Source organism: Paracoccus shanxieyensis, from assembly GCF_009711265.1.
Lineage (GTDB): Bacteria > Pseudomonadota > Alphaproteobacteria > Rhodobacterales > Rhodobacteraceae > Paracoccus > Paracoccus shanxieyensis.
The window spans coordinates 108,279-130,253 of sequence record NZ_WMII01000006.1; the positions used below are offsets into that span (position 1 = coordinate 108,279).

Annotated in this window: 22 protein-coding genes; 13 read left to right on the top strand and 9 right to left on the bottom strand. The window is 65.0% G+C overall.

What is annotated here, in order from left to right:
- The first annotated feature begins 167 nt into the window (after positions 1-167).
- The 5 genes from GL284_RS08015 to GL284_RS21295 all read left to right on the top strand — a co-directional run bounded on the left by GL284_RS08015 (position 168) and on the right by GL284_RS21295 (position 5,201).
- Complete coding sequence (locus GL284_RS08015; protein WP_155044081.1) at positions 168-1,424, top strand: NAD(P)/FAD-dependent oxidoreductase; 1,257 nt, start codon at positions 168-170, stop codon at positions 1,422-1,424.
- Between the two features lie 75 nt (positions 1,425-1,499).
- Positions 1,500-2,777 (top strand): solute carrier family 23 protein, encoded by a 1,278-nt coding sequence (locus GL284_RS08020; protein WP_155044082.1) that lies wholly within the window; start codon positions 1,500-1,502, stop codon positions 2,775-2,777.
- 203 nt (positions 2,778-2,980) lie between these two features.
- Positions 2,981-3,916 (top strand): sulfurtransferase, encoded by a 936-nt coding sequence (locus GL284_RS08025; RefSeq protein WP_155044083.1) that lies wholly within the window; start codon positions 2,981-2,983, stop codon positions 3,914-3,916.
- A complete protein-coding gene (locus GL284_RS08030; RefSeq protein WP_155044084.1) occupies positions 3,916-5,040 on the top strand; it encodes a YeeE/YedE thiosulfate transporter family protein in 1,125 nt (374 codons plus the stop codon). The genes GL284_RS08025 and GL284_RS08030 overlap by 1 nt, the downstream gene beginning before the upstream one ends.
- Positions 5,037-5,201 carry a hypothetical protein gene (locus tag GL284_RS21295; protein ID WP_196216741.1) on the top strand — a complete coding sequence of 55 codons (165 nt, stop codon included), beginning with the start codon at positions 5,037-5,039 and terminating at the stop codon, positions 5,199-5,201. Before GL284_RS08030 ends, GL284_RS21295 begins: the two co-directional genes overlap by 4 nt.
- Positions 5,202-5,280: 79 nt before the next feature.
- On the opposite strand, the gene GL284_RS08035 is transcribed toward GL284_RS21295, so the two are convergent.
- Together GL284_RS08035 and GL284_RS08040 are read right to left on the bottom strand one after the other, a co-directional pair.
- Positions 5,281-7,569, bottom strand: coding sequence for an arginine/lysine/ornithine decarboxylase (locus tag GL284_RS08035; protein ID WP_155044085.1), 2,289 nt, complete (start codon positions 7,567-7,569; stop codon positions 5,281-5,283).
- Between the two features lie 109 nt (positions 7,570-7,678).
- Entirely contained in the window at positions 7,679-8,974 is a 1,296-nt protein-coding gene (locus GL284_RS08040; protein WP_155044086.1) for a CYTH and CHAD domain-containing protein, read from the bottom strand.
- A gap of 135 nt (positions 8,975-9,109) precedes the next feature.
- Here GL284_RS08040 and GL284_RS08045 point away from each other — a divergent pair, with 135 nt between their 5' ends.
- The gene (locus GL284_RS08045) at positions 9,110-9,679 is read left to right on the top strand and encodes a GTP-binding protein (RefSeq protein ID WP_230382972.1); all 570 of its coding nucleotides are present in this window, start codon (positions 9,110-9,112) and stop codon (positions 9,677-9,679) included.
- On the top strand, positions 9,676-9,957 hold the full coding sequence (locus GL284_RS08050) for a DUF6525 family protein (RefSeq protein WP_230382973.1): 282 nt from the start codon (positions 9,676-9,678) through the stop codon (positions 9,955-9,957). The genes GL284_RS08045 and GL284_RS08050 overlap by 4 nt, the downstream gene beginning before the upstream one ends.
- Positions 9,958-9,967: 10 nt before the next feature.
- Here the strand turns inward: GL284_RS08050 and GL284_RS08055 are convergent, their stop codons facing one another.
- The 5 genes from GL284_RS08055 to GL284_RS08075 all read right to left on the bottom strand — a co-directional run bounded on the left by GL284_RS08055 (position 9,968) and on the right by GL284_RS08075 (position 16,443).
- A complete protein-coding gene (locus GL284_RS08055) occupies positions 9,968-12,523 on the bottom strand; it encodes an HWE histidine kinase domain-containing protein (RefSeq protein WP_230382974.1) in 2,556 nt (851 codons plus the stop codon).
- Positions 12,520-13,056 carry a biliverdin-producing heme oxygenase gene (locus GL284_RS08060; protein ID WP_155044088.1) on the bottom strand — a complete coding sequence of 179 codons (537 nt, stop codon included), beginning with the start codon at positions 13,054-13,056 and terminating at the stop codon, positions 12,520-12,522. Before GL284_RS08060 ends, GL284_RS08055 begins: the two co-directional genes overlap by 4 nt.
- 194 nt (positions 13,057-13,250) lie before the next feature.
- Complete coding sequence (locus GL284_RS08065) at positions 13,251-14,345, bottom strand: Hint domain-containing protein (protein WP_155044089.1); 1,095 nt, start codon at positions 14,343-14,345, stop codon at positions 13,251-13,253.
- A gap of 444 nt (positions 14,346-14,789) precedes the next feature.
- Positions 14,790-15,401: a TetR/AcrR family transcriptional regulator gene (locus GL284_RS08070; protein ID WP_155044090.1), complete on the bottom strand. Its 612-nt coding sequence runs from the start codon at positions 15,399-15,401 to the stop codon at positions 14,790-14,792.
- Positions 15,402-15,552: 151 nt separating this feature from the next.
- Positions 15,553-16,443 carry an AraC family transcriptional regulator gene (locus GL284_RS08075; protein ID WP_155044091.1) on the bottom strand — a complete coding sequence of 297 codons (891 nt, stop codon included), beginning with the start codon at positions 16,441-16,443 and terminating at the stop codon, positions 15,553-15,555.
- Positions 16,444-16,586: 143 nt separating this feature from the next.
- On the opposite strand from GL284_RS08075, the gene GL284_RS08080 reads away from it, so the two are divergent.
- Positions 16,587-17,339, top strand: a complete 753-nt coding sequence (locus tag GL284_RS08080; protein ID WP_155044092.1) for an SDR family NAD(P)-dependent oxidoreductase — start codon at positions 16,587-16,589, stop codon at positions 17,337-17,339.
- A gap of 15 nt (positions 17,340-17,354) precedes the next feature.
- Here the strand turns inward: GL284_RS08080 and GL284_RS08085 are convergent, their stop codons facing one another.
- Positions 17,355-17,951, bottom strand: a complete 597-nt coding sequence (locus GL284_RS08085; RefSeq protein WP_196216742.1) for a Crp/Fnr family transcriptional regulator — start codon at positions 17,949-17,951, stop codon at positions 17,355-17,357.
- 224 nt (positions 17,952-18,175) lie between these two features.
- On the opposite strand from GL284_RS08085, the gene GL284_RS08090 reads away from it, so the two are divergent.
- From GL284_RS08090 to GL284_RS08100, 3 genes are all read left to right on the top strand, one after another.
- Positions 18,176-18,418, top strand: a complete 243-nt coding sequence (locus GL284_RS08090) for a hypothetical protein (protein ID WP_155044094.1) — start codon at positions 18,176-18,178, stop codon at positions 18,416-18,418.
- A gap of 224 nt (positions 18,419-18,642) precedes the next feature.
- A complete protein-coding gene (locus GL284_RS08095; RefSeq protein WP_230382976.1) occupies positions 18,643-19,602 on the top strand; it encodes a GlxA family transcriptional regulator in 960 nt (319 codons plus the stop codon).
- An 89-nt stretch (positions 19,603-19,691) separates the two neighbouring features.
- On the top strand, positions 19,692-19,928 hold the full coding sequence (locus GL284_RS08100) for a hypothetical protein (protein ID WP_155044096.1): 237 nt from the start codon (positions 19,692-19,694) through the stop codon (positions 19,926-19,928).
- Here the strand turns inward: GL284_RS08100 and GL284_RS08105 are convergent.
- Positions 19,873-20,136, bottom strand: a complete 264-nt coding sequence (locus tag GL284_RS08105; protein WP_155044097.1) for a hypothetical protein — start codon at positions 20,134-20,136, stop codon at positions 19,873-19,875. The two genes, GL284_RS08100 and GL284_RS08105, sit on opposite strands and share 56 nt — an antisense overlap.
- A gap of 227 nt (positions 20,137-20,363) precedes the next feature.
- Between GL284_RS08105 and minC the strand changes: the two genes are divergently transcribed.
- Positions 20,364-21,131, top strand: coding sequence for a septum site-determining protein MinC (gene minC, locus GL284_RS08110; protein WP_341870326.1), 768 nt, complete (start codon positions 20,364-20,366; stop codon positions 21,129-21,131).
- A gap of 22 nt (positions 21,132-21,153) precedes the next feature.
- The gene (gene minD, locus GL284_RS08115) at positions 21,154-21,975 is read left to right on the top strand and encodes a septum site-determining protein MinD (protein ID WP_341870327.1); all 822 of its coding nucleotides are present in this window, start codon (positions 21,154-21,156) and stop codon (positions 21,973-21,975) included.

Consider the following 21,975-nt stretch of genomic DNA (forward strand, 5'->3'; position numbering starts at 1 on the left):
CTACAGAAAGGATCGGCAATTCCCCTGTGCAGGCGCTGGCAAGTGTCGTTCTGAGCCCTGACTTGCGGCGAAACGTCGCAGCATCCATGTTCGTGCGGGCTTGCCATACATCCCGCCTGCTGCCAGACCCACGGCTCGGGAGGGCAGAACGCGAAAGGTTATTTGCGATGCAGCACCGGGTTGTCGTCATCGGAGCGGGGTTTGCCGGTCTTCAGACCGTTCTGGGCCTGAAGGGATCGGGGTGCCAGATCACGCTGATCGACCAGCGCAACCACCATCTGTTCCAGCCGCTGCTGTATCAGGTCGCGACCACGCTTCTGGCCACTTCCGACATCGCATGGCCCATCCGGGCGCTGCTGCGCGACCGCAAGGACGTGACCACGCTTCTGGGCACGGTCGAGGACGTAGACCGCACCACGCGCGAAGTGGTGCTGCGTTCGGGCGAGCGGGTGGGGTTCGACACGCTGGTCATCGCCACCGGCGCGCGCCACGCCTATTTCGGCAAGGACGCGTGGGAGCCGGACGCGCCCGGCCTGAAGACGCTCGAGGACGCCACCACGATCCGCCGCCGGATGCTGCTGGCCTTCGAGCGCGCCGAACTGACCGAAAACGAGGCCGAGCGGCAGGCGCTGCTGACCTTTGCCGTCATCGGTGCCGGTCCCACCGGGGTCGAGATGGTGGGCATCATCGCCGAACTGGCGCATCGCATCCTGCCGCGCGAATTCCGCCGCATGGACACCCGCAAGGCCCGCATCCTGCTGGTCGAGGCCGGACCGCGCATCCTGCCCGCCTTCAGCGAGGATCTGTCGCAATATGCCGCCAAGGCGCTGGGTCGCGACGGGGTCGAGGTCATGACCGGCCATCCCGTCACCGATTGCAGCGGCGATGGCATCACCGTGAACGGCCAGTTCATCCCGGCCCAGACCACGATCTGGGCGGCGGGCGTTCAGGCATCGCGCGCGAAGGACTGGCTGGGGGCGGAAGCCGACCGCGCCGGCCGGGTCATGGTTGCGCCCGATCTGACCGTGCCGGACGATCCCGCGATCTTCGTTCTGGGCGACACGGCGCATGTCGTGTCAGACGGCAAGCCCGTGCCGGGGGTGGCACCTGCCGCCAAGCAGCAGGGCAGTTATACCGCGCAGGTGATCCTTGCGCGGCTGACGGGCAAGCCCGCGCCCGCGCCGTTCCAGTATCGCCACATGGGCAATCTGGCGACCATCGGGCGCAATTCGGCGGTGATCGAGTATGGCCGCTTCAAGATGCGCGGCTGGCTGGCTTGGTGGGTCTGGGGCATCGCGCATATCTATTTCCTGATCGGCGCGCGCTCGCGCATCTTTGTCGCGCTGAGCTGGCTGTGGGTGTTCCTGTCGGGGCAGAACTCGGCCCGGCTGATCACCCAGAAAGAGACCCTGAAAGAGCCGTGATCCCGGGATGGGTTCTGGCGTTTCCGCCTGATCTGGCGCATGACCGGACATGCCCGACCGATCCAAGGAATTGCCATGGCCTATTTCCCGCGCTGGCGTCTTGCCACGGCTGAAACCGTGCTGCCCGATGAGCGTCTGCCCGCAGCAGCCACCCTGCCCATGAGCCTGCAGCATTTGCTGGCGATGTCGGGTTCGACCATTCTGGCGCCGCTGATCATGGGGTTCGACCCGAATGTGGCGATCTTCTTTTCCGGGATCGGCACGCTTCTGTTCTTCGTGGTCACGGGCGGGCGCGTGCCCAGCTATCTGGGATCCTCATTCGCCTTCATCGCCGTCATCATGGCTGCGACCGGCTTTGCCGGGGGCGGGGCCAACCCCAATATCGGCGTGGCGCTTGGCGGCATCATTGTCGCCGGGCTGATCTATGCGCTGATCGGGCTGCTGGTGATGGCCATCGGCTCGGGCTGGGTCGAGCGGTTGATGCCGCCCGCCGTGACCGGGGCCATCGGCGTCTCGATCGGGCTGAACCTTGCGCCGGTCGCGGTGTCGCAATTGCAGGGCACGGCGGTGCATCTGACGATTGCGCTGGCGGTCGTGGTCTCTATGGCGATGGTGTCGGCCTATGGCCCGCGCGGCATCCGGCGCGTGGCGGTGCTGATGGCCTTGCTGTTCGGCTATGCGCTGGTGCTGGTGCTGGGCAATCTGATGGGGCTGGCACCGGGGATCGACTTTGCCGCGGTCGCCGCGGCGCCGTGGTTCGGGCTGCCGCGCTTTACCGCGCCGGTCTTCGATCCGGCGGCCATCGCCCTGATCGCCCCGGTGGCCATCGTGCTGGTGGCCGAGAACCTTGGCCATATCAAGGCGCTTGGCGCGATCACCGGGCAGGACATGGACCGCTATATCGGGCGCGGCTTTCTGGGCGACGGGCTGGCCACGATGATCGCGGGGGCGGGCGGCGGCACGGGTGTCACCACCTATGCCGAAAACATCGGCGTCATGGCGATGACCAAGGTCTATTCCACGCTGATCTTTCCGGTTGCCGCCGTCATCGCCATCCTGCTGGGCCTGTCACCGAAATTCGGCGCGCTGCTTCAGACCATCCCCGCGCCGGTGCTGGCGGGGCTGGCGGTCTGCGTCTTCGGGCTGATCGCGGCGGCGATGGCGCGGATCTGGATCGACCACCGCGTCGATTTCTCGGACCCGCGCAACCTGTTTCCGGTGGGCGTGGCGCTGGTCTTTGGCGCGGGCGATTTCACCGTGGACATCGGCGGCTTCGCCCTTGGCGGCATCGGCACATCGACCATCGCGGCGCTGCTGCTGTACCAATTGCTGGGGCTGCGGCGGCGCGGGTGAAAAAGGACGGCGGCTGCGGCTTGGCGGCTTGGGATGGAACCTGATCCCACCGTCATGCGTGGTGCATGTATCGGGGCAGACCACATCGGCCGCGCATCGCGAATGCTGTTCGCGGCGCAAACCCTGCGGCGATGTGGTATCCCCTTGCCAAAGCCCGCGATGGACCTGACATCGGGGGCAAACCCATGAACAGGAGCCGGGACATGCGCAGATTTGCATTCTCTACCCTTGCCGCGCTTTGCCTTGTGGGCGCGGCCCATGCCCAGACCGCCGAGTTCGGGCCCTTGATCGAGCCCGCCGAACTGCAGACCATGATTGCCGGGCCGGATGCGCCGCTGGTGCTGGACACGCGGGGCGAGGCTTATGCGCAGGGCCATATCGCGGGCGCGATTTCCGCCCCCTATGCCCGGTTTCGCGGCCCGGCTGACAATCCCGGCGCGGTCGTGCCCGAAGACCAGCTGCAGGCCACCCTGCGCGAGATCGGCGTGACGCTGGATCGCCCGGTGGTCATCGTCCATCAGGGCGAAGACAACAGCGATTTCGGATCGGCGGCGCGGGTCTATTGGACGCTGAAATCCTCGGGCGTCAGCCATCTGGCGATCCTGAATGGCGGCATGGGGGCTTGGGCGGCGGATGGCCTGCCGCTGGAGACCAAGGCCAATGCGCCGGTGCCTTCGGAGGTCAGCATCCGGTTTTCCGACCGCTGGCTGGCCACCACCGATGACGTGTCCGCAGTGGTCAGCGGCGCACAGAAGGCGCGGCTGATCGACGCCCGCCCCGAGGCGTTTTTCAATGGCCAGCAATCGCATCCCGCCGCCTCCCGGCCCGGCACGCTGCCGGGGGCCGAAAGCGTGTCACATGCGGTCTGGTTTGACGATCCGACGCGGGTGATGGGCCGGTCCGAGGCCGCCGAGGTCGCAGCCAAGCTGGGCATCCAGCCGCAAGAGGAAGTCGTGGCCTTCTGCAATACCGGGCATTGGGCCGCGACCGAATGGTTTGCGCTGTCCGAACTGGCCGGTCTGCCGGATGTGAAGCTTTACCCGGATTCGATGGTGGGCTGGTCGCAGACCGGCGGCGCGATGGATCACACGCCCGGCCTGATGCAGAACCTGATGAACCAGATCCGGGGCGGCAACTGATGGCCGAGGCGGTGGCGATCCCTGAACCGGGCCGGGCTGCGTCCCGCGCCGCGCTGGCGCTGGCGGGACTGGCCGCGATCTTTGCGGTGGCGCTGTTTGCCGGGGCGCGGTTCGGGCTGTTGCTGGCCGTGGGACTTGGCATCGGCATTACGCTTGAGGGGTTGCGCTTCGGCTTTGCCGGGCCGTGGCGCGCGATGATCCTGCGGCGCGATCCGGGCGGGCTGCTGGCGCAGCTTCTGGCCATCGCGCTGGTCTCGGTCGTGGCCTTCCCGCTGCTGGCCAGCCATCCGGGCGAGATTTTCGGCGCCGCCGCCCCCATCGGCTGGGCGATGGTCGCGGGCGCTTTCGTCTTTGGCATGGCGATGCAGGTGGTGCTGGGCTGCGGGTCCGGCACGCTGGTCAATGCCGGCAGCGGCAATCCGGTCGGGCTGCTGGCGCTGCCGTTTTTCGCGGTGGGCAGCTTTCTGGGCGCATATGGGCTGGTCTGGTGGACCGATCTGGGCGCGCTGCCGATCCTGACGCTGCAAGGCACATCCGGGCTGCTGGTCACGCTGGGCGGGCTGGCGGCGGTCGCCGTCCTGCTGCTGGCGCTGGCCGCGCCGGGCACGCGCCGCGTGCCGGGGCGGCTGATCGTCGCGGCGGTGCTGCTGGCGGCCTTGGCCATCGGCAATCTGGTCGTGGCGGGACAGCCCTGGGGCGTGGTCTATGGGCTGGGGCTTTGGGCCGCCAAGGGCGCGGTGGCGCTGGGGGCGGATCTGTCCGGATCGGCCTTCTGGACGGCACCGGGCAATGCCGCGCGGCTGGGCGACAGCGTGCTGACGGATGTGACCTCGTTGACGAATATCGGCATCATCGGCGGCGCGTTTCTGGTCGCGGCATGGCGCAGCGGCGGGCTGAACCAGCCCCTGCCGAAACTGCCGCTGCGGGCATGGATCGCCGCCGCCGTTGCCGGTCTGCTGATGGGCTTTTCGTCGCGGCTGGCCTTTGGCTGCAATGTCGGCGCGTTCTTTTCCGGCATCTCGACCGGCAGCCTGCATGGCTGGGTCTGGTTCGGCGCGGGCTTTCTGGGCTCGGTTCTGGGGGTGCGGCTGCGGCCCCTGCTGGGGATGGAGGCACGCGCATGACCCGCCGTCTGACCGCGCCGCTCGCGCTTTTGTTCGTGGCTGCGGTGCTGGTGTTCGATCTGGCCCGCACGCCGCCCAATCCCTATCACGCCCCGCCGATGCTGGCGCTGGGATCGGGTGTGGCCGCCACCGGCGGCTTTTGCGGGGCGATGCCGCAATAACGGCGGCGGCCATGAATGCCGACATGAAAAAGGCCGCCCCGGTGGCGGCCTTTTCCGAAAAAGCGGGGCGCGATCCGTGCTATTCGGCGACGCAATCCGCGAAATAGCGCTTGATCCCATCCGGGCCGGTTTCCTGCACCAGCCCGTGAATATCGGTTTCAAACCCGGGGCATTCGCGTTCAAACTCGCGGTTGAACTTTAGATATTCGACGATCTTGCGGTTGAAGACCTCGCCCGGGATCAGCAGCGGAATGCCCGGAGGATAGGGCGTCACAAGGCTGGTCGTGATGCGGCCCTCAAGCTCGTCGATCGGCACGCGCTGCGTGGTGCGGCGCGCGATATGGGCAAAGGCATCGCTGGGCGTCATCGCCGGGGTATGGTCGCTGAGATACATCTCGGTCGAGAGGATCGCGATGTCATATTTGGAATACAGCGAATGGACGTGCTGGCACAGGTCGCGCAGGCCCATCTGTTCATAGCGCGGCTGCTTCTGGCAGAATTCCGGCATCACGCGCCATAGCGGCTGGTTGCGGGCGTAATCGTCCTTGAACTGCTGCAACGAGGCCAGCAGCGTATTCCAGCGCCCCTTGGTGATGCCGATGGTGAACATCACAAAGAAGCTGTAAAGCCCGGTCTTTTCGATCACCACGCCATGTTCGGCCAGATATTTCGACACGATGCTGGCCGGAATGCCCCAATCCTCGAACCGGCCATCAAGGTTCAGGCCCGGGGTGATGATGGTGGCCTTGATCGGGTCCAGCATGTTGAAGCCCGGCGCCATGTCGCCAAAGCCGTGCCAGCTGTCTTCGCCGTCGCGCTGCACGCCTTCGCTGTCGGTGCGGCGCAGCACCCAGTCCTTGGTGCGGCCGATGCCTTCCTCTTCCAGCTCATCCGGGCCCCAGACGCGGAACCACCAGTCGTCATCGCCGAATTCGGCATCGACCTTGCGCATGGCGCGGCGGAAATCCAGGGCCTCGGCGATGGATTCCTCGACCAAGGCCGTGCCGCCCGGCGGCTCCATCATCGCGGCGGCCACGTCGCAGCTGGCGATGATCGAATATTGCGGGCTGGTCGAGGTGTGCATCAGATAGGATTCGTTGAACAGATGCCGGTCCAGCTTGGTATTGGCGCTGTCCTGCACCAGCACGTGACTGGCCTGAGAGATCCCGGCCAGCAGCTTGTGGACCGATTGCGTGGCATAGGTCACCGAATGTTCGGTGCGGCCCCGCTTGCGCCCCATGGCGTGATAGGTGCCATAGAAGGGATGAAACGCCGCATGGGGCAGCCACGCTTCGTCGAAATGCAGGTTTTCGACATAGCCGTCCAGCAGGCCCTTGATGACTTCGGTATTGTACAGAACGCCGTCATAGGTCGATTGCGTCAGCGTCATGATGCGCGGCTTGACGGTCTCGGCATCGACGCCGGCCAGCAGCGGGTTGGCGCGGATCTTGGCCTTGATCGTCTCGATCTCGAATTCGGAATAGGGGATCGGGCCGATGATGCCGTAATGATTGCGCGTGGGTTTCAGAAAGACCGGGATCGCGCCGGTCATGATGATCGAATGCAGGATCGACTTGTGGCAGTTGCGGTCGACCACGACCACATCGCCGGGCGCGACGGTGTGGTGCCAGACCATCTTGTTGCTGGTCGAGGTGCCGTTCGTCACGAAGAAGCAGTGATCGGCGTTGAAGATCCGCGCCGCATTGCGTTCCGAGGCCCCGATGGCGCCGTTGTGGTCCAAGAGCTGGCCCAGTTCCTCGACCGCATTGCAGACATCGGCGCGCAGCATGTTTTCGCCATAGAACTGGTGATACATCTGGCCGATGGGCGATTTCAGGAAGGCCACCCCGCCGGAATGGCCGGGGCAGTGCCACGAATAGGATCCGTCCTCGGCGTAATCCAGAAGCGCCTTGAAGAAGGGCGGCTGGATGCCTTCCAGATAGGTCTTGGCCTCACGGATGATGTGGCGGGCGACGAATTCCGGCGTGTCCTCGAAGGCGTGGATGAAGCCGTGCAATTCGCGCAGGATGTCATTGGGCAGATGGCGCGAGGTCTTGGTTTCGCCATAGATATAGATCGGCACATCGGCGTTTTTCCAGCGCACTTCCTCGATGAAGTTGCGCAGGTCGCTGATGACGGGATCCAGATCCGGGCCGGGGGTGAATTCCTCGTCGTCGATGGACAGAACGAAGGCGCTGGCGCGCGACTGCTGCTGGGCGAATTGCGACAGATCGCCATAGCTGGTGGCGCCCAGCACCTCGAAACCTTCGGTTTCGATGGCGTCTGCCAAGGCGCGGATACCCAGACCCGAGGAATTCTCGGAGCGGAAATCCTCGTCGATGATGACAATGGGAAAGCGGAATTTCATCTAGGTCTCCTTTCGGGGGGCGGGGGACCGCAGGACGGGGATGGGCTCGGAGCATGGTTGTTCATGCAGTCGCGGGCGTCGTCAAGACCCCGCCGCGCGACGGGCCGGATCAGCCCGCGACTTTCCAGAACGGTTTGGCAGCGATCAGCTTGTCATATGCCGCGGCGGCCCTGGAAAGCTGGTCGGCTTTGGCGGGGGCCGTGGCAAGCGCCGTGCCGCCATGTTCATCTTGCAGGCCAAGCCGGGCCAGAACCTCGGGCGCGGTGGCATGATCGTTCAGGTCGCCCAGAATGTCCTGCATCGCCTCAAGCGCCGACAGAAACCGCTTCTTGCGCTTTTTGTGGCCGTAAAGCCCGGCAAAGAATTCGACGCCGTAGCGCAGCTTCTTGGCATCCTTGCGCAAGTCGTGCCGCTGCGCATCGGGGATGTGCAGCAGGTCGCGGCCATCCTTGCGGACCTTGCGCGTGAAACGGCGCAGCGCCTGCCCGGCAAAGTCGGCGGCGGGCTGGTTGCGCAGCGGTGCCGTGCCCAGATCGCGGCACCATGGCCCGTCATGCAGCCATTCGGTCAGATCCAGCATCAGCAGCCGGACCTGCGGCGATGCCAGCAGCTCGGCCATCCGCGCATAGGCCGATTGTCGCGCCGCCGTCAGCTTGTCGCGCAGCGCCGCATCGCTGGCGGCGTCCAGCATCACGTCGATTTCGCGCGCCTCACCCAGCCCGGCGGCCAGATCGCGCAGCCCGTCCCGCAGGCCCGGCGCATCATCCGCGCCAAGGATCGGCTTGAACACCGAGAAGGCCGAGCGCGCCCGGCGCAGCGCCACGCGTGCCTGATGCACCGCCTCGGCCGAGGGGTTGGTCAGCAGCACGTCTTCGTTCAGGCGGTAATGCCGCAGACAGTTCAGCACGATGGTCTGGAACGCCTGCCCCGCGCTCATGTCACGACCAAGGGCCACGGGATCGGATTTGAAATGCCCCGGCAGGCTGGCCAGCAGCGCCGCGCCGCATTCGGCCTTGGTCTGCACGCCGAGCCGCAGGGGCGCGATCTGGCCCAGCCTGCGGGCCAGATCGAACAGCGCAGCCGGGCTGCCGGAGGAAAGCCGCAGGCCGATTTCGCTGACCGGGCTGAACCGGTCGCCCGCCGAAATCTGGCCCGTGTCGATGGCGAGGCCGATGACCGCCCCCGCATGCTCGATGGTCCAGCTTTGGCGGTTGATGTCGACGGTGAAGGCATAGGGTCCGGGGCCGTCATCCTGACCCTCAGGCACGGCCAGAAACAGCCCCCCACGAAAGACATAGCGCCTGCGCTGCTGGGTGATCTGCGGGTCGGTGGTCAAAAGCCTGGCGCTGCCGATGGCATTGGCCCCGGCGGCGGTCGTGTAAAGCCTTAGGTCGGTATTCGGCAAACGTCTGTCCCTTTTGTCATCTGAGGCTTAGCGCGCAGACCCCGCGCCGCGTTCCACATCGCATTAAGATAACTGGCACCGCGGCGGGCTTGCAGAGCCGGCGGCTGTCGCGGTATGTTATGTGATAATATTACAATGGAACAGATCGCCATGCCACCCGACCCTCGTCTGCCTGTCACGGTGCTGTCCGATATCGACCGGGCCCAGAGGCAGCCGCAATGGGCCAAGGCGCTCGGCGATTTGGCCGACCCTACCTGCAAGACCAAGGCATACGGCCTTGCATCCTTCGTCTATCGCGCGCGCCGACCGTTTCATCCGGCGCGCATCCAATCGGTGCTGAGCGGGGATCTGCGGGGCGTCATCCGCGCCAAGAGCCAGTTTTGGCTGACGACGCGACCGGATTGGGCGGCCGCGTTCAGCCTTGCGGGCGCGATCTCGACCATCTGGCCGTTGGGGGAGTGGTGGGCCAGCGTCCCGCCCGAACGCTGGCCGGCGCAGTCCGAGGCCATGCAGCATATCGAACGCTATTGGGCCGAGCCACGGGGCGACCGGCGGCAGGAACTGGTCTTTATCGGCGCGGGGATGGATCCGTCGGCGATCATCGCGGCGCTGGACGCAGCACTGATTGGCGGCGATGACTTCACGCCTTGGGACTGGCAGGGGCCGTCCGACCCGTTCCCCGAATGGCACCGGACTGCCGCATGAGCGCGCCGGGCAATCTGCGCAGTTCCCTGCGGCGGCGGGGCAGCACCAGCCCCATGGCCGCCTATGACCGACTGCCCCTGGACCTGCGCCGCTGGCTGGCGGGCGCGGCCCTGCCATGGAGCGCGCATTCCGCCCTGCGGCTGTGGCGGCGGGCCATGCGTGACCGCCCCGCCGATACCGCCCATGCGCTGCAAATGCTGAGCGCCGCCGAAACGCGGCTGCTTGGCCGCGATGCCGGGCGCATCTGGGGCAGAGATTATCCCAGTCCCAAGCCTTGAAGCCCAAGCCTTAAAGCGCGCGGAAGGCTTTCAGGATGTCCTGCACCTGATAGGGTTTCTGCACCACCGGCACGGCATCGAAACTGTCGGGCAGGTCGATGTCGCGGCCATAGCCGGTGGCAAAGACGAAGGGGATGCCGCGCGCCATCAGCGCCTCGGCGATCGGGACCGAGGTTTCGTGCCGCAGGTTCAGGTCCAGCACCGCCAGATCCGGCGCATCCTGTTCGATCATCGCCAGCGCCTTTTTCACACTGGGCGCGACGCCCAGAACCACCATGCCGTGATCGGTCAACTCGGCTTCCAGCGACATGGCGATCAGCACCTGATCCTCGACCAGAAGAACGCGGCGGCCCTCCAGCATGCCGGACGGGCCGGACAGGGCCGCAGGCAGCGCGGTTTCCTCGGGGGCGCCGGTATCGGACAGGGCGCGGGCGAAGCGGGCGGGCAGGCGGAACTGCGCCAGCAGCCCGTCCGAGGCAAAGCTCAGCTCGCTTTCGCCGCCCAGATCGAAGGGCAAGGAGCGGCGGATCAGGTCCGAGCCGAAGCCCGTGGTTTCAGGCGCGCGGACGCCCGGCACGCCGGTTTCCTGCCAGCGGATCTGGCAGTCGCCGCATGGCAGGATCGTCCAGCTGACCGACAGCGCGCCGCCGCGCTGCGACAGCGCGCCGTATTTGGCGGCATTCGTGGCCATTTCATGCAGCACCAGCGCCATCACGGAAAAGGCCCGCGAATCCAGCGCCACATTGGGGCCGGTCAGGTGGATCCCCTCGCGCTTGGCGGAATAGGGGCCAAGCTCGGCGCGCAGCAGATCGCGCAGCAACCCGCCGTTTTCGTCGCGGATCACCTGATCATGGGCATGGGCCAGCGCCTGAATGCGGCCGCGCAGCGCCTCGGTATAGCTTTCCAGCGTGTCGCCCGGCTGCTGTTTCTGACTGACCAGACTGCGGATCACCGCAAGGATGTTCTTGACGCGGTGATTCAGTTCCTGATTCAGCACCCGCTGGCGCACGGCGGCGCGGCTGCGTTCATCGGCCAGCAATTCCGAGTTGAACAGCAGCACCTCGACCACCGAGATCCGCAGCGCCTCGGCAAAGCGGCAATCGGCTTCGGACCACGGATGCGATTTCTCTCGCACGGTTTCCTTCCAGATCGCGAAGCTTTTGCGCGGCGTCAGCCGGTCGCCCAGCGGGCCGGTCTCATAGGTCTTGTTGGGATCGCCCGCCCAGTCCAGCGTCTGCTCGGCCTCGCGCCGGAAATAGAACAGGAAATCGCGCGGTCTGCGTGACAGCGGGATGATCAACGCGCCCGCCACGCTGCGGGTCAGATCGGCCGCATCGGGCAGGACCGCCGACAATTGATCGGTGTGGAAGATCTGGCCATCGGGCGAGGTTTCGGCCAGCCGCAGCAACGGCTCGGCGGCGGTCTGGCTGGGGGCGTGGCCCACCGTGCTCCATGTGCCGTCGAACCACAGCGCGATGCCTTCGGCGTCGATCAGCTTGGCCAGATCGGGCAGGCGGTTTTCCAGCGCGTTGCGCACGTCTTCGTTGCGGCTGGCATCGACCATCAGATCGTCCAGCGCGCGGCGGGCCAGTTCCTCGGCCTTGCGGGCATGACGGCGGGTCAGCGCGTCCAGATGCATCGAGAAGAACTCGCCCACCATTTCGGCTGCGGCGCGGTCGGCCATGGTCAGCACCTTGGGCGCATAGTGATGGCAGGCGATCAGCCCCCAAAGCTGGCCGTTGATGATGATCGACACCGACATCGAGGCCGACACGCCCATATTGCGCAGATATTCGCAATGCACCGGCGACACGCTGCGCAGATGCGCATAGGACAGATCCAGCGGCGCGCCCATGCTGTCGCGCACCGGCAGAACCGGCACGGGCTGATACGAGGCATCGCTGATGACGCGGATCGGATTGCGCAGATACAGCGCGCGGGCCTGCTGGGGAATGTCGCTGGCCGGGAAATACTGGCCGCGGAAGCTTTCGTGTTCCTGCTGCTTGGCCTCGCTGACGACCTTGCCCGCGCCGTCGGCGCCAAGCTCATAGATCATCACGCGGTCATAACCCAGTTGCGCCTGAATCAGATGCGCCGCGTGCTGGATCAGCGCCTCGGCGCTGTCCATGCCGCGCAGCCGTCCGACGACGGTGCGGGCCATGCTCATCACAGCGCCAAGGTTCTGGGCGGCGGGCTCGAATTCCAGAATGGCGTGACCTTCATAGCGGTGCCCGGTCACGTCGAAACTGCGGCCATTGATCTGCAGCCCGAAGATCAGCGCCGGGCGCGGCTCATGCCCGGCGACGGCCAGCGCATTGCCCAAGGTGTGCAGGTTTTCCGGCCCGATCAGGTCGACCAGCGGCTGGCCAATCAGATCGCCGCTCAGGCCCAGCATGCTGGCGGCATTCGCGGAATGGCGCTGGACGGTGCGGGCGGCGGCATCGCAGGCCAGCAGGCAACCATGCGGCTGGATGCTGCCGGGAATATGGATCGGCTCGCGGTCGCAATTGGTCAGGTCGATGGGCTGCCCGGCCAGCGAGGCGTCCGATACGGCAATGCGTGTCATGCCCTGACCTCCTGCTGGCCATAGGCGTCAAGGGCGGTGCGGAACACGGCCCGGGCGGATGTCACCGCAGGTGCCGCCAGATCGCGGCTTTCCTCCAGCCATTGCAGAAAGCGCGGCCAGCGTCCGGCATCGCCGGTCTGCCGGGCAAGGTGGCGCGCGCCATGCGTGGCGTCGAACCCCAGGGCTGCCGCGCGGCGCTGGATCAGCCGCGCGCCCAGTGCCGAACCCTCCAGCACATAGGCCGCAGCCACCAGCGCAGCCGGGCCGTCCAGCGCCGGGCGTGGCACGGCTTGGGGCAGCGGTTCGTCCAGATCGTGCAGATCGGCAGCCAGTTCGGTCAGCAAGGGCTGCACCTGCCACTTGCCTTGCGACAGCATGGGTTCGACCGCCTGACGAAAGGCATAGGTTCCGCGCAGATAGCGGCGATAATCCTGCGGATGATCGAAATTCCCCATCCCGCTGTCCAGCGCGTCATGAAGGTCGCGGGTGCCGCTGCTCAGCGCGTGACGCAATGTCTGGGATGTCAGGTTCAACACGATTCTGCCGTTAGTCGCGGCAAGAAGAACCGCCCTAAGACGCTGAACAGACCGGGGTAAAAACACAAGGCCGGAATGTTCACATTTTGGACTTTGCCAGGAATTTTCCGACGAAACTTAATTTATATCAATGCGAAGATCGGCAAACAGGCGAAACAGCGCCGGCACAGGACCGGCGCTGTCTGCAAGGTTCAGGCGGCTGCAACCAGCGGACGCGCGTGCTGGGCGTGACGCACGACCAGCTTGCGCGACTGGCGGCCCGACAGCAGCAGGCGCGCGCCTTCATGGGCATATTCCAGCACGGCGAGTTCGGGGAAAATCGCATAGATTTCCTCAAGCGCCTCGGGGCCGACGGATTTCAGCGCCTCGGGGCCGGGATACAGCGATTCCGTCTCGGCGCCGTTCGAGATGACGATCTCGTGCCGGTCGAACAGCATGTGGAAATATTCGACCTGCGTTTCGTCGACCGCGATGTCGATGCCGTCGATCTGCAGCAACTGCTTGGCCGCGACCAGAACCTGATCGGCGCCGAACATCTTGGCGGCAATGCGCGAGCGCAGCAGCACGCGATGCTGGGGCGAGACCAGCAGATCCTGTGTGGGCAGCCCCTGGCCCAAGGCACCGGCGCGGATGCGGATCGGCTGCATCTTGGGATTGGCGTGCAGCGCCTGCGCATCCAGTTCCGCCGAGCCGATCCAGCGGATCGGTTGCGCGCCACGGTCGCGGGTCATCACCAGATCGCCTTCGGCCAGCGTTTCGATGGCGACGTGACCTTTCGGCGTCGCGATCAGCGTGCCGCGGGTGAAGCAGGGGGCCTGCATTCCGCATTTTTCCAGCGTATTGTTGTCGCTGTCCTCGGTGCCTTTCCAGATCGGCTCAAGGCGGGTGCCGGTCGGGGGCCATTCGCCGTCGAAGGTATAGCCGACGATCTTGCCGTCCGAGCTGAGCGCGACAAGGCGGTATTCCTTGTCATCAACGCCGTTTTTCAGCTTCAGCGAGATCTCGAACTCATTCTCGATCGGGGTGCCGGCGGGGAAGGGACCAACCGCGTCGATCAGCGTCTGGGTTTTTTCGCCATTGCTGTAATCGTTCAGCGTCTGGTTCTGGTCGTCCGCGTCATGGACATTCACCTGCATCAGCGCATCGCGCGAATAGGTGAAGCTGCCCTGAGCGTCTTTCCAGGCCGAACCATCCTGCGCCGTGAAGGCATCGCGAATGGGAAGGTCGGATCCGTCGGATACAGTAAAGGCTTCCGGCGGCAGAACATAGAAGGAGTATGTGGACATCGTTAAGACCCATCAAACTAAAAGTAACAGACGCCCCAAAACATTGAGGCACCGAAAAAGCCGATGGAGAAAATAATCCGAGATTGTCGTTATGAACTGACGAACAAGGCAACCGGATAAATTCGACCATCTCGCCCGCCGCAAACAACACGCGACCGGCTACAAGTGCTTCTAAAACAACGGAACGGTTTCGCCAAGATGTCATGTCATGTCTTTTTGGACAGGACAGGGATCGCGGAAAGCGCGCAAAGCTGACCATATAGTCAACTACCGCAGCGCGGCAGATGGGTGCATAACGCAGGTGTTGTCAGTCAGTGCTGTGTTTTGTGATTAAGTGGTATCGAGGTTTTCAACTTGCGGGTGAATGAATTATACATTCACCCGCAAATGGTGAATTGACACAGCGTCAACCGATCCGGCGTCAATTAACATTGCCAGGGGCCCTCAGGGCCGCAAAACCTTCTGCGTAAAGATGTGCATCGCCGCGCGCGCGATCTCCAGCGCGTTGATCCCCGGTGCCCATCTGGACATATCGCCAAGCAGCATCTTGCTGGCCACGCCATAAGAATAGGCGTGGGCCACAGCGATCAGCAATGGCAGGTTTTCGTCCGGGGACAGTCGTCCCATCGCCTTGGCCCGCGTCAGAAGCCGCAGCATCAGTTCGTGAATCGAGTTCTCATAGCGGATCAGGCGTTCATTCTCGCGGAATTCCGCGTCGGGCATCAGGCCGATGATGCGGAATTCGCGCGGGTGCAGATAGGCCCATTCCAGATAGGCATCGGCCAGCGCATGAAACTGCGCCACCGGGTCTTCGCCTTCGACGGCGACGACGGTGCGCACGCATTGATCGTGCAGCCGCATCAGCGCATTTTCGGCCACCGCCTCCAGCAGATGCTGTTCCGAACTGAAGATGCCGAAAAGTGCCTCGGGCGTCACCTCAAGATGTTCGGCCACGATGGGCAGCGGCGGGATGCGGCCACTGTCGGTCAGAAACTCGGTCGCGGCGATCACCGCGCGGGAATGAAGCGTGCGGCCCTGCTGGCCGGTATGGGGCATTTTGGCCTCCGTGATCCAGATACGGCCTCGGAACGACGTAACATACACGAAAAACGGAGAGCCTACCGATACCATACTACTTAAGACTGTATTTGCACAAGCAAACTTCGCTGAACTCAGCCGATGACTTGTGCGAATTTGAGGTAAAAATTTACCCGGATATTTTCGCAGCCATTCGGTCGCGCGGAGTCGCGCCATAAGCGCGGCGATAGTCGCGGGCGAATTGCGTGGGGCTTTCATATCCGACGGCAAAGGCCACGGCCGACACCGAATGATCGCCGGGCAGTTGCTGATATGCGGCATGCAGCCGCAGCGCCTTCTGATACTGAATGGGCGAGGTCGCGGTCACCGCGCGGAAATGTTCGTGGAAGCTGGACGGGCTCATCCCTGCCAGTTCGGCCAGATCCTGCGTGCGCAGCGGCGTGTTCCAGTTCGCGCGGATATGCGCGACCGCACGCGCAATCCGGCTGGCCGGACTGCCGGGCACGGACAGTTCCCGCAGCATCCCGCCATGCGGCGACATCAGCGCGCGCAGATGCAGTTCCCGCCGGATCAGCGGCAGAAGGATCCGCGCCTCATGCGGGCGCCCGGCCAGATCCAGCAGGCGGGTCATGACATCGACGACCCCGCGCCCCGCCGCGCCAGAGGCCACGGCTTCGCTGCGGGCGGCCTGCAGCGCCTCGGGCGGCAGTTCGGCCTGAATGCTGCGCAGGATCTCGGGGTCGATGGTCGCGGCCAGCGCCACATAAGGCAGCGCCCCGCTGGCCGTCGTGATCCGGGCCGATGTCACCAATTCATGCGAGACGATGGCCGTTTCCCCCGCCGCAAAGCCCACGGCGCTGCTGCGATGCCGGATTTCCTTGGCGCCTTGCAGCACAAGGCAGATCATCGGCTGATAGATCGTCGGCAGCATGGCCTGCGGCGATTGCGCCCGCACGACCGAAAGCCCCTCGACGCCCGTGGGTCCGGGGCGGCTGTCGGGGCCGTTCTGCAGGGCCAGTGCCGCGCAGCGCGCGATCAGGTCGGGGGCGATGTGATCCATGACAGATGTGATAGCGCGCGCGGTCCGTCGCGTCTTGCAATTTTCCGACGGTTCGGAGGATCGGGCAGATCCTGCGGAGGATGCGGCAGGCAGCCGTAGACATGGCCGCCTATCTTGGGTGTCATCAGGAACAGGAGAAAACCATGAAAATCGCCATCATCACCGGAGGCAGCCGCGGCCTTGGGCGCAACGCTGCCCTGCATCTGGCCAAGGCGGGCCATGGCGTCGTGCTGACCTATCGCGGCAATGCCGATGCGGCTGCCGAAGTCGTGGCCCAGATCCGCGCGCAGGGCGGCACCGCCCATGCGCTGCCGCTGGACACGGCGCAGATCGCCGGATTTGCGCAATTTGCCCAAGACCTGCGCGCTGCGCTGAAGGATATCTTTGGCCGCGACAGCTTCGACTATCTGCTGAACAATGCGGGCTATGGCATTCACAAGCCCTTTGCCGAAACGACCGAGGCGGATTTCGACGGCCTTGTCGACGTGCATCTGAAGGGCGTGTTCTTCCTGACCCAGACCTTGCTGCCGCTGCTGGCGGATGGCGGGCGCATCCTGAATGTCTCGACCGGGCTAGCGCGCTTCAGCCTGCCGGGCTATGCAGCCTATGCCTCGGTCAAGGGCGGGGTCGAGGTGCTGAGCCGCTATCTGGCGAAAGAGCTTGGCCCGCGCGGCATCGCCGTCAACACTATCGCGCCCGGCGCCATCGAAACCGATTTCGGCGGCGGCGGGGTGCGCGATCTGCCCGAGGTGAACCGGATGATCGCCGCTTCGACCGCGATGGGCCGCGCCGGTCTGCCCGACGATATCGGCGCAGCCGTCGCCGCCATTCTTGCGCCCGAAAACGGCTGGATGACGGGCCAGCGCATCGAGGTTTCGGGCGGGCAGAACCTGTAGCCGGGACGCGCCGCCCTAGTTTTCCTCGGTCAGAAAGCTGCGAAGGCCGTCGGGGCTGTGGATGGTCAGGGTGGCATAGCCGATCTCAAGCCAGCCGCGCTGCTCAAAGGCTTTCAGCGTCACATTCGCGGTGTGGCGCGAGCAGTTGGACAGTTCGGCAATGATGCTTTGCGTCAGATGCACCGGCCCCGTCACGCTGGGGCCGGTCAACCCATCCGCGCCGCTGACCCGCAGCAGCACAGCGGCGATCCGCTGCTCGGACCGGCGGATCAGCAGATCCGACACCGCGCGCGACACCAAAAGCGAACTGTGGGCCACCAGCGTCATAATCTGGTTGCGGAAATCCGGGTCGCGATGCTGCAACCGTTCAAGTGCCACCAAGGGCACATGCATCACGGTTGACGGCTCCAGCGCGCGGAATTCCAGCAGCCGGCGCGTGCCGAAGATCAGCGGGCCTTCCCCGAACCACGCGCCCGCGCGATGGACATGCCCCATCACCACGCCACTGGCCAGATTTGGACCCAGAACGCCGAAGCTGCCCTGCACCACCGCGAAGACGCCGCCCGGCTCATCGCCGATATGGTGGGTGTAACTGCCTGTGTCATATGCCAAAAGTTGCGCATATTGCAAAATATCAATCTGGAATTGCTGAGGTCGCTGCGTCAGCCAGCCCTGCGACTGAAGTAGTCGTCGGGCCGATTCTGCATTAATCTGGTTTTTCATGAGAAAATAATCTATCGAGCGCCACTTTAGTCTAGGCAATTGTCGGTTTTCCAACAATCGGAAAAGCGATCACACCCTTAAAACCGCCTAGCTGCGAGACAAGGAGATGCGGATTGGCCCAACAGGAGTTGAAAAAGGAGATGCCGCATACCAAGAACCCGGACATGATTGCCTTCACGGTCGGCCGGATTACCTTGCAGCTGATGCAATCGGGTGTCGAAGTCTCGACCGAACAGATCCACTGGCGACTGGCCGATATCGTGCGCAATGGCCATCAGGGCGGCGTCACGCCGGAAATGGCAAAGGGCGCCCTGCTGGCACTGGGCGATCTGCAAAGCGCGCAGCGCCGGTCCTGAACGCGCACGACAGCCGGATGGAAGATCAGCGCCCGCAGCATTGCGGACGCGGCCTGAAGCCCCCAAGCATGGCCCCGCAGGGCATGTCTTGCCGGAGAGAAGCAGATGGATCGTTCACGGGCCGGATTGACCGGCATCGGTGACATGGCGATGCTAGTCGCAACGTGACCGCGTGCCCCAGCCAGATGCCAGAACCCAGCCCCTCTCAGCCCGTCCAGACCGACATGACACGGCCCGTCCGTTACATCTTCCTACTGCTTGACCGGTTCACCATGATCTCGTTCGCGGCAGCGATCGAGCCGTTGCGGCTGGCGAACCGCATCGCCGGGCGCGAGATCTATGCGTGGCGGCTGATCGGCGAAAACGGCGAGACGGCGGTGTGTTCCAACGGCACGCGGCTGGTGCTGGATGGCGGATTGGGCGAAACCCAGCGCGGCGACACCGTGCTGGTCTGCGGCGGCGTCGATGTGGCGCGCGCGGCGACGCGGCCCGTGCTGGCATGGCTGCGGCGCGAGGCCCGGCGCGGTCCGCGCATGGGCGCGCTGTGCACCGGCGCCTGGGTGCTGGCCGAGGCCGGGTTGCTGGACGGGCGGCGCGCGACGATCCACTGGGAAAATCAGGATGGCTTTGCCGAGGAATTTCCCGATGTCGAACTGATCCGCACGGTCTTTGTCGAAGATGGCAGCCGCCTGACCGCGGCCGGGGGAACGGCGGCCATCGACCTGATGCTGCGCCAGATTGCCCGCGATCACGGCGCGGATCTGGCCAACCGGGTGGCGGATCAGATGATCCATACCTCGATCCGGTCCGAGGACGATTTCCAGCGCCTGTCCATCCCCACCCGCATCGGCGCGCGCCACCCCCGGCTGGCGCAGGTCGTGGCCCGGATGGAGGCCAATATCGAAGACCCGATCAGCCCGGCGCGGCTGGCGCTGGATGCCGATATGTCGCCGCGCCAGCTCGAGCGGCTGTTTGCCCGCTATCTGGGGCGCTCGCCCAAGCGCTATTACATGGAGTTGCGGCTGGAACGCGCGCGCAACCTGCTGCTTCAGACCGAAATGAACGTCATGGAGGTGGCGCTGGCCTGCGGCTTTGCCTCGGCGGCGCATTTCTCGAAATGCTATCGCGCGACCTATGGCCGCACGCCCTATCGCCAGAAGGGCGCGGCAGAGCCTGTGGACTGACCTCGGCCCCGCGCGAAAAGCGCGGCCGTCGTGGCAACCCGATCCGGCAGGCCCGCGTTATGCGGGCGAGCAGATCAGGAGAGCCGCAAATGGCCGAGATACCGAATGACATGATCCAGTCCCTGCGCGCCGCCTTGCAGGATCTGGGCGCCGCGCCGCAGGAGGTTTCGGATCAGCTGCGTGCCGCCCTTGGCCCTGATGTGGGCATGGCGATGGACGATCTGCTGGCCGCGTCTTTCCAGCTTGTCGAGGCGGCGAATGTCAACTCGCTCAGCCGGGCTGCGACTGGCCAAGCCGCAGATGCAGCCGGTCCGACAGCAGCCTGATTTCATCCGCCTCGGCCAGTTGCAGCGCGGCTGCCGGATCCTCGACCGCGCCGGGATCTTCCTGACCGTCATGCATCTGGCTGGCGCTGGCCAGCCACTCGGCCAGTTCATCGCGCTGCGCAGGCGGCAGCATGTCGATCAGCCGCACCAGCAGCTTGCGATGGGCCATCAGACGGCCTTCGATGTCGGTATCCCTGGATGGTGCCATTGCGGTTCCCCTGTTCAGCTTGTACTGCGGGCAAACGCCTGTCCGGCCCGCCCGTTCCCCCGCGGCCCCGGATCGCGGGTCCGGCCCGCGCGGCCTGCGGCGATCCCCCGCCGAAATGCCGTCGGCGGGGGATTGCTGATGGACGAAACGCGGCCGTCATAATAAGGAGTCGGAAAACACCGCCGCGTGGATTCCCTCTCGCGCGCCGCAAGCCGGGCAGAAAAGACGTGCAGGAACTCAATCACAGCGCGACACGCGATGTCGCGACCGTAAAGGCCTTACAGATTCGCGGTCGCACCTTCACCGCCGTGGCCCTGCATATGGGCGGCCCCGCCAATGCCGCGTTTTTCGAGGTGCTGGACGCCAAGCTGCGCCAGACCCCGCTGTTCTTTGAACATGCGCCGCTGGTGATCGACCTTGAACTGGCGCAAGGGCTGGAAACCACCAAAGAGATGCAGCATCTGGTCGGCGAATTGCGCCGCCGCCACCTGTCGGTCTTTGGCGTGCAAAGCGCCACCCGCGCGCAGGCGGAAGCCGCCGCCGCCGCTGGCCTGATCGCGCTGCCCAGCGGCAAGGCCGTCGGGCTTGAACGTGTGACGCGCACCGAACGCCCCGGCGACCGGCCCGCCGCGCAGGCGGAAACCGCCGAGAAGGAAGCGCCCGCGCCCGTGACGCGCACGATCACCCAGCCGGTGCGCTCGGGTCAGACGATCTTTGCCGATCGCGGCGATCTGGTCATTGTCGGTCCGGTCAGTTCCGGGGCCGAGGTGATCGCTGCGGGCAATATCCATATCTATGGCCGCCTGCGTGGCCGCGCGCTGGCGGGGGTGAACGGCGACACCTCGGCGCGGATCTTCTGTCATGCGCTGGATGCCGAGCTGCTGGCGATTGCCGGTCTTTACCTGACCAGCGAAAATCTGGGGCCAGACACGCCCCGCGACAATGTGCAGGCCTTTCTGGAAGGCGACAAGCTGCGCGTTGAATCCCTGAAATGAACCGGTCGAAAGGAAGCGTTTCGTGAGCAAGGTCATCGTAGTCACATCGGGCAAGGGCGGCGTCGGCAAGACGACCTCGTCGGCCGCGATCAGCGCCGGTCTCGCCATGCGGGGCCACAAGACGGTCGTCATCGACTTCGATGTGGGCCTGCGCAACCTTGACATGATCATGGGCTGCGAACGCCGCGTGGTGTTCGACTTCATCAACGTCATTCAGGGCGATGCCAAGCTGAAACAGGCGCTGATCAAGGATCGCCGCCTTGAAAACCTGTATGTGCTGCCGACCTCGCAGACCCGCGACAAGGATGCGCTGACCAAGGAAGGCGTGAAGGCCGTTCTGGACGAACTGCGTCAGGAATTCGACTATATCGTCTGCGACAGCCCGGCGGGGATCGAGCGTGGCGCGCATCTGGCGATGTATTACGCCGACGAAGCCGTTGTCGTCACCAACCCGGAAGTGTCCTCGGTCCGCGACAGCGACCGCGTGCTGGGTCTGCTGAACTCCAAGACCTTCCTGTCGGAAAAGGGCGATGGCAGCGCGGTCAAGGCGCAGCTTCTGCTGACGCGGTTCGATTCCAACCGTTCCGCCGCGGGCGAGATGATGAGCGTGCAGGACGTGCTGGAAATTCTGGCCATCCCGCTTCTGGGGATCATCCCGGAAAGCACCTCGGTGCTGAAAGCCTCGAACGAGGGCCAGCCGGTGATCCTTGACGAGACATCGGGCGCGGGCAAGGCCTATGTCGATGCCGTGGGCCGTCTGATCGGTGAACAGATCGAAATGCGCGTCAATTCGGGCGAACAGAAACGCGGCTTCTTCCAGAGGCTGCTGGGACGGACGGCATAA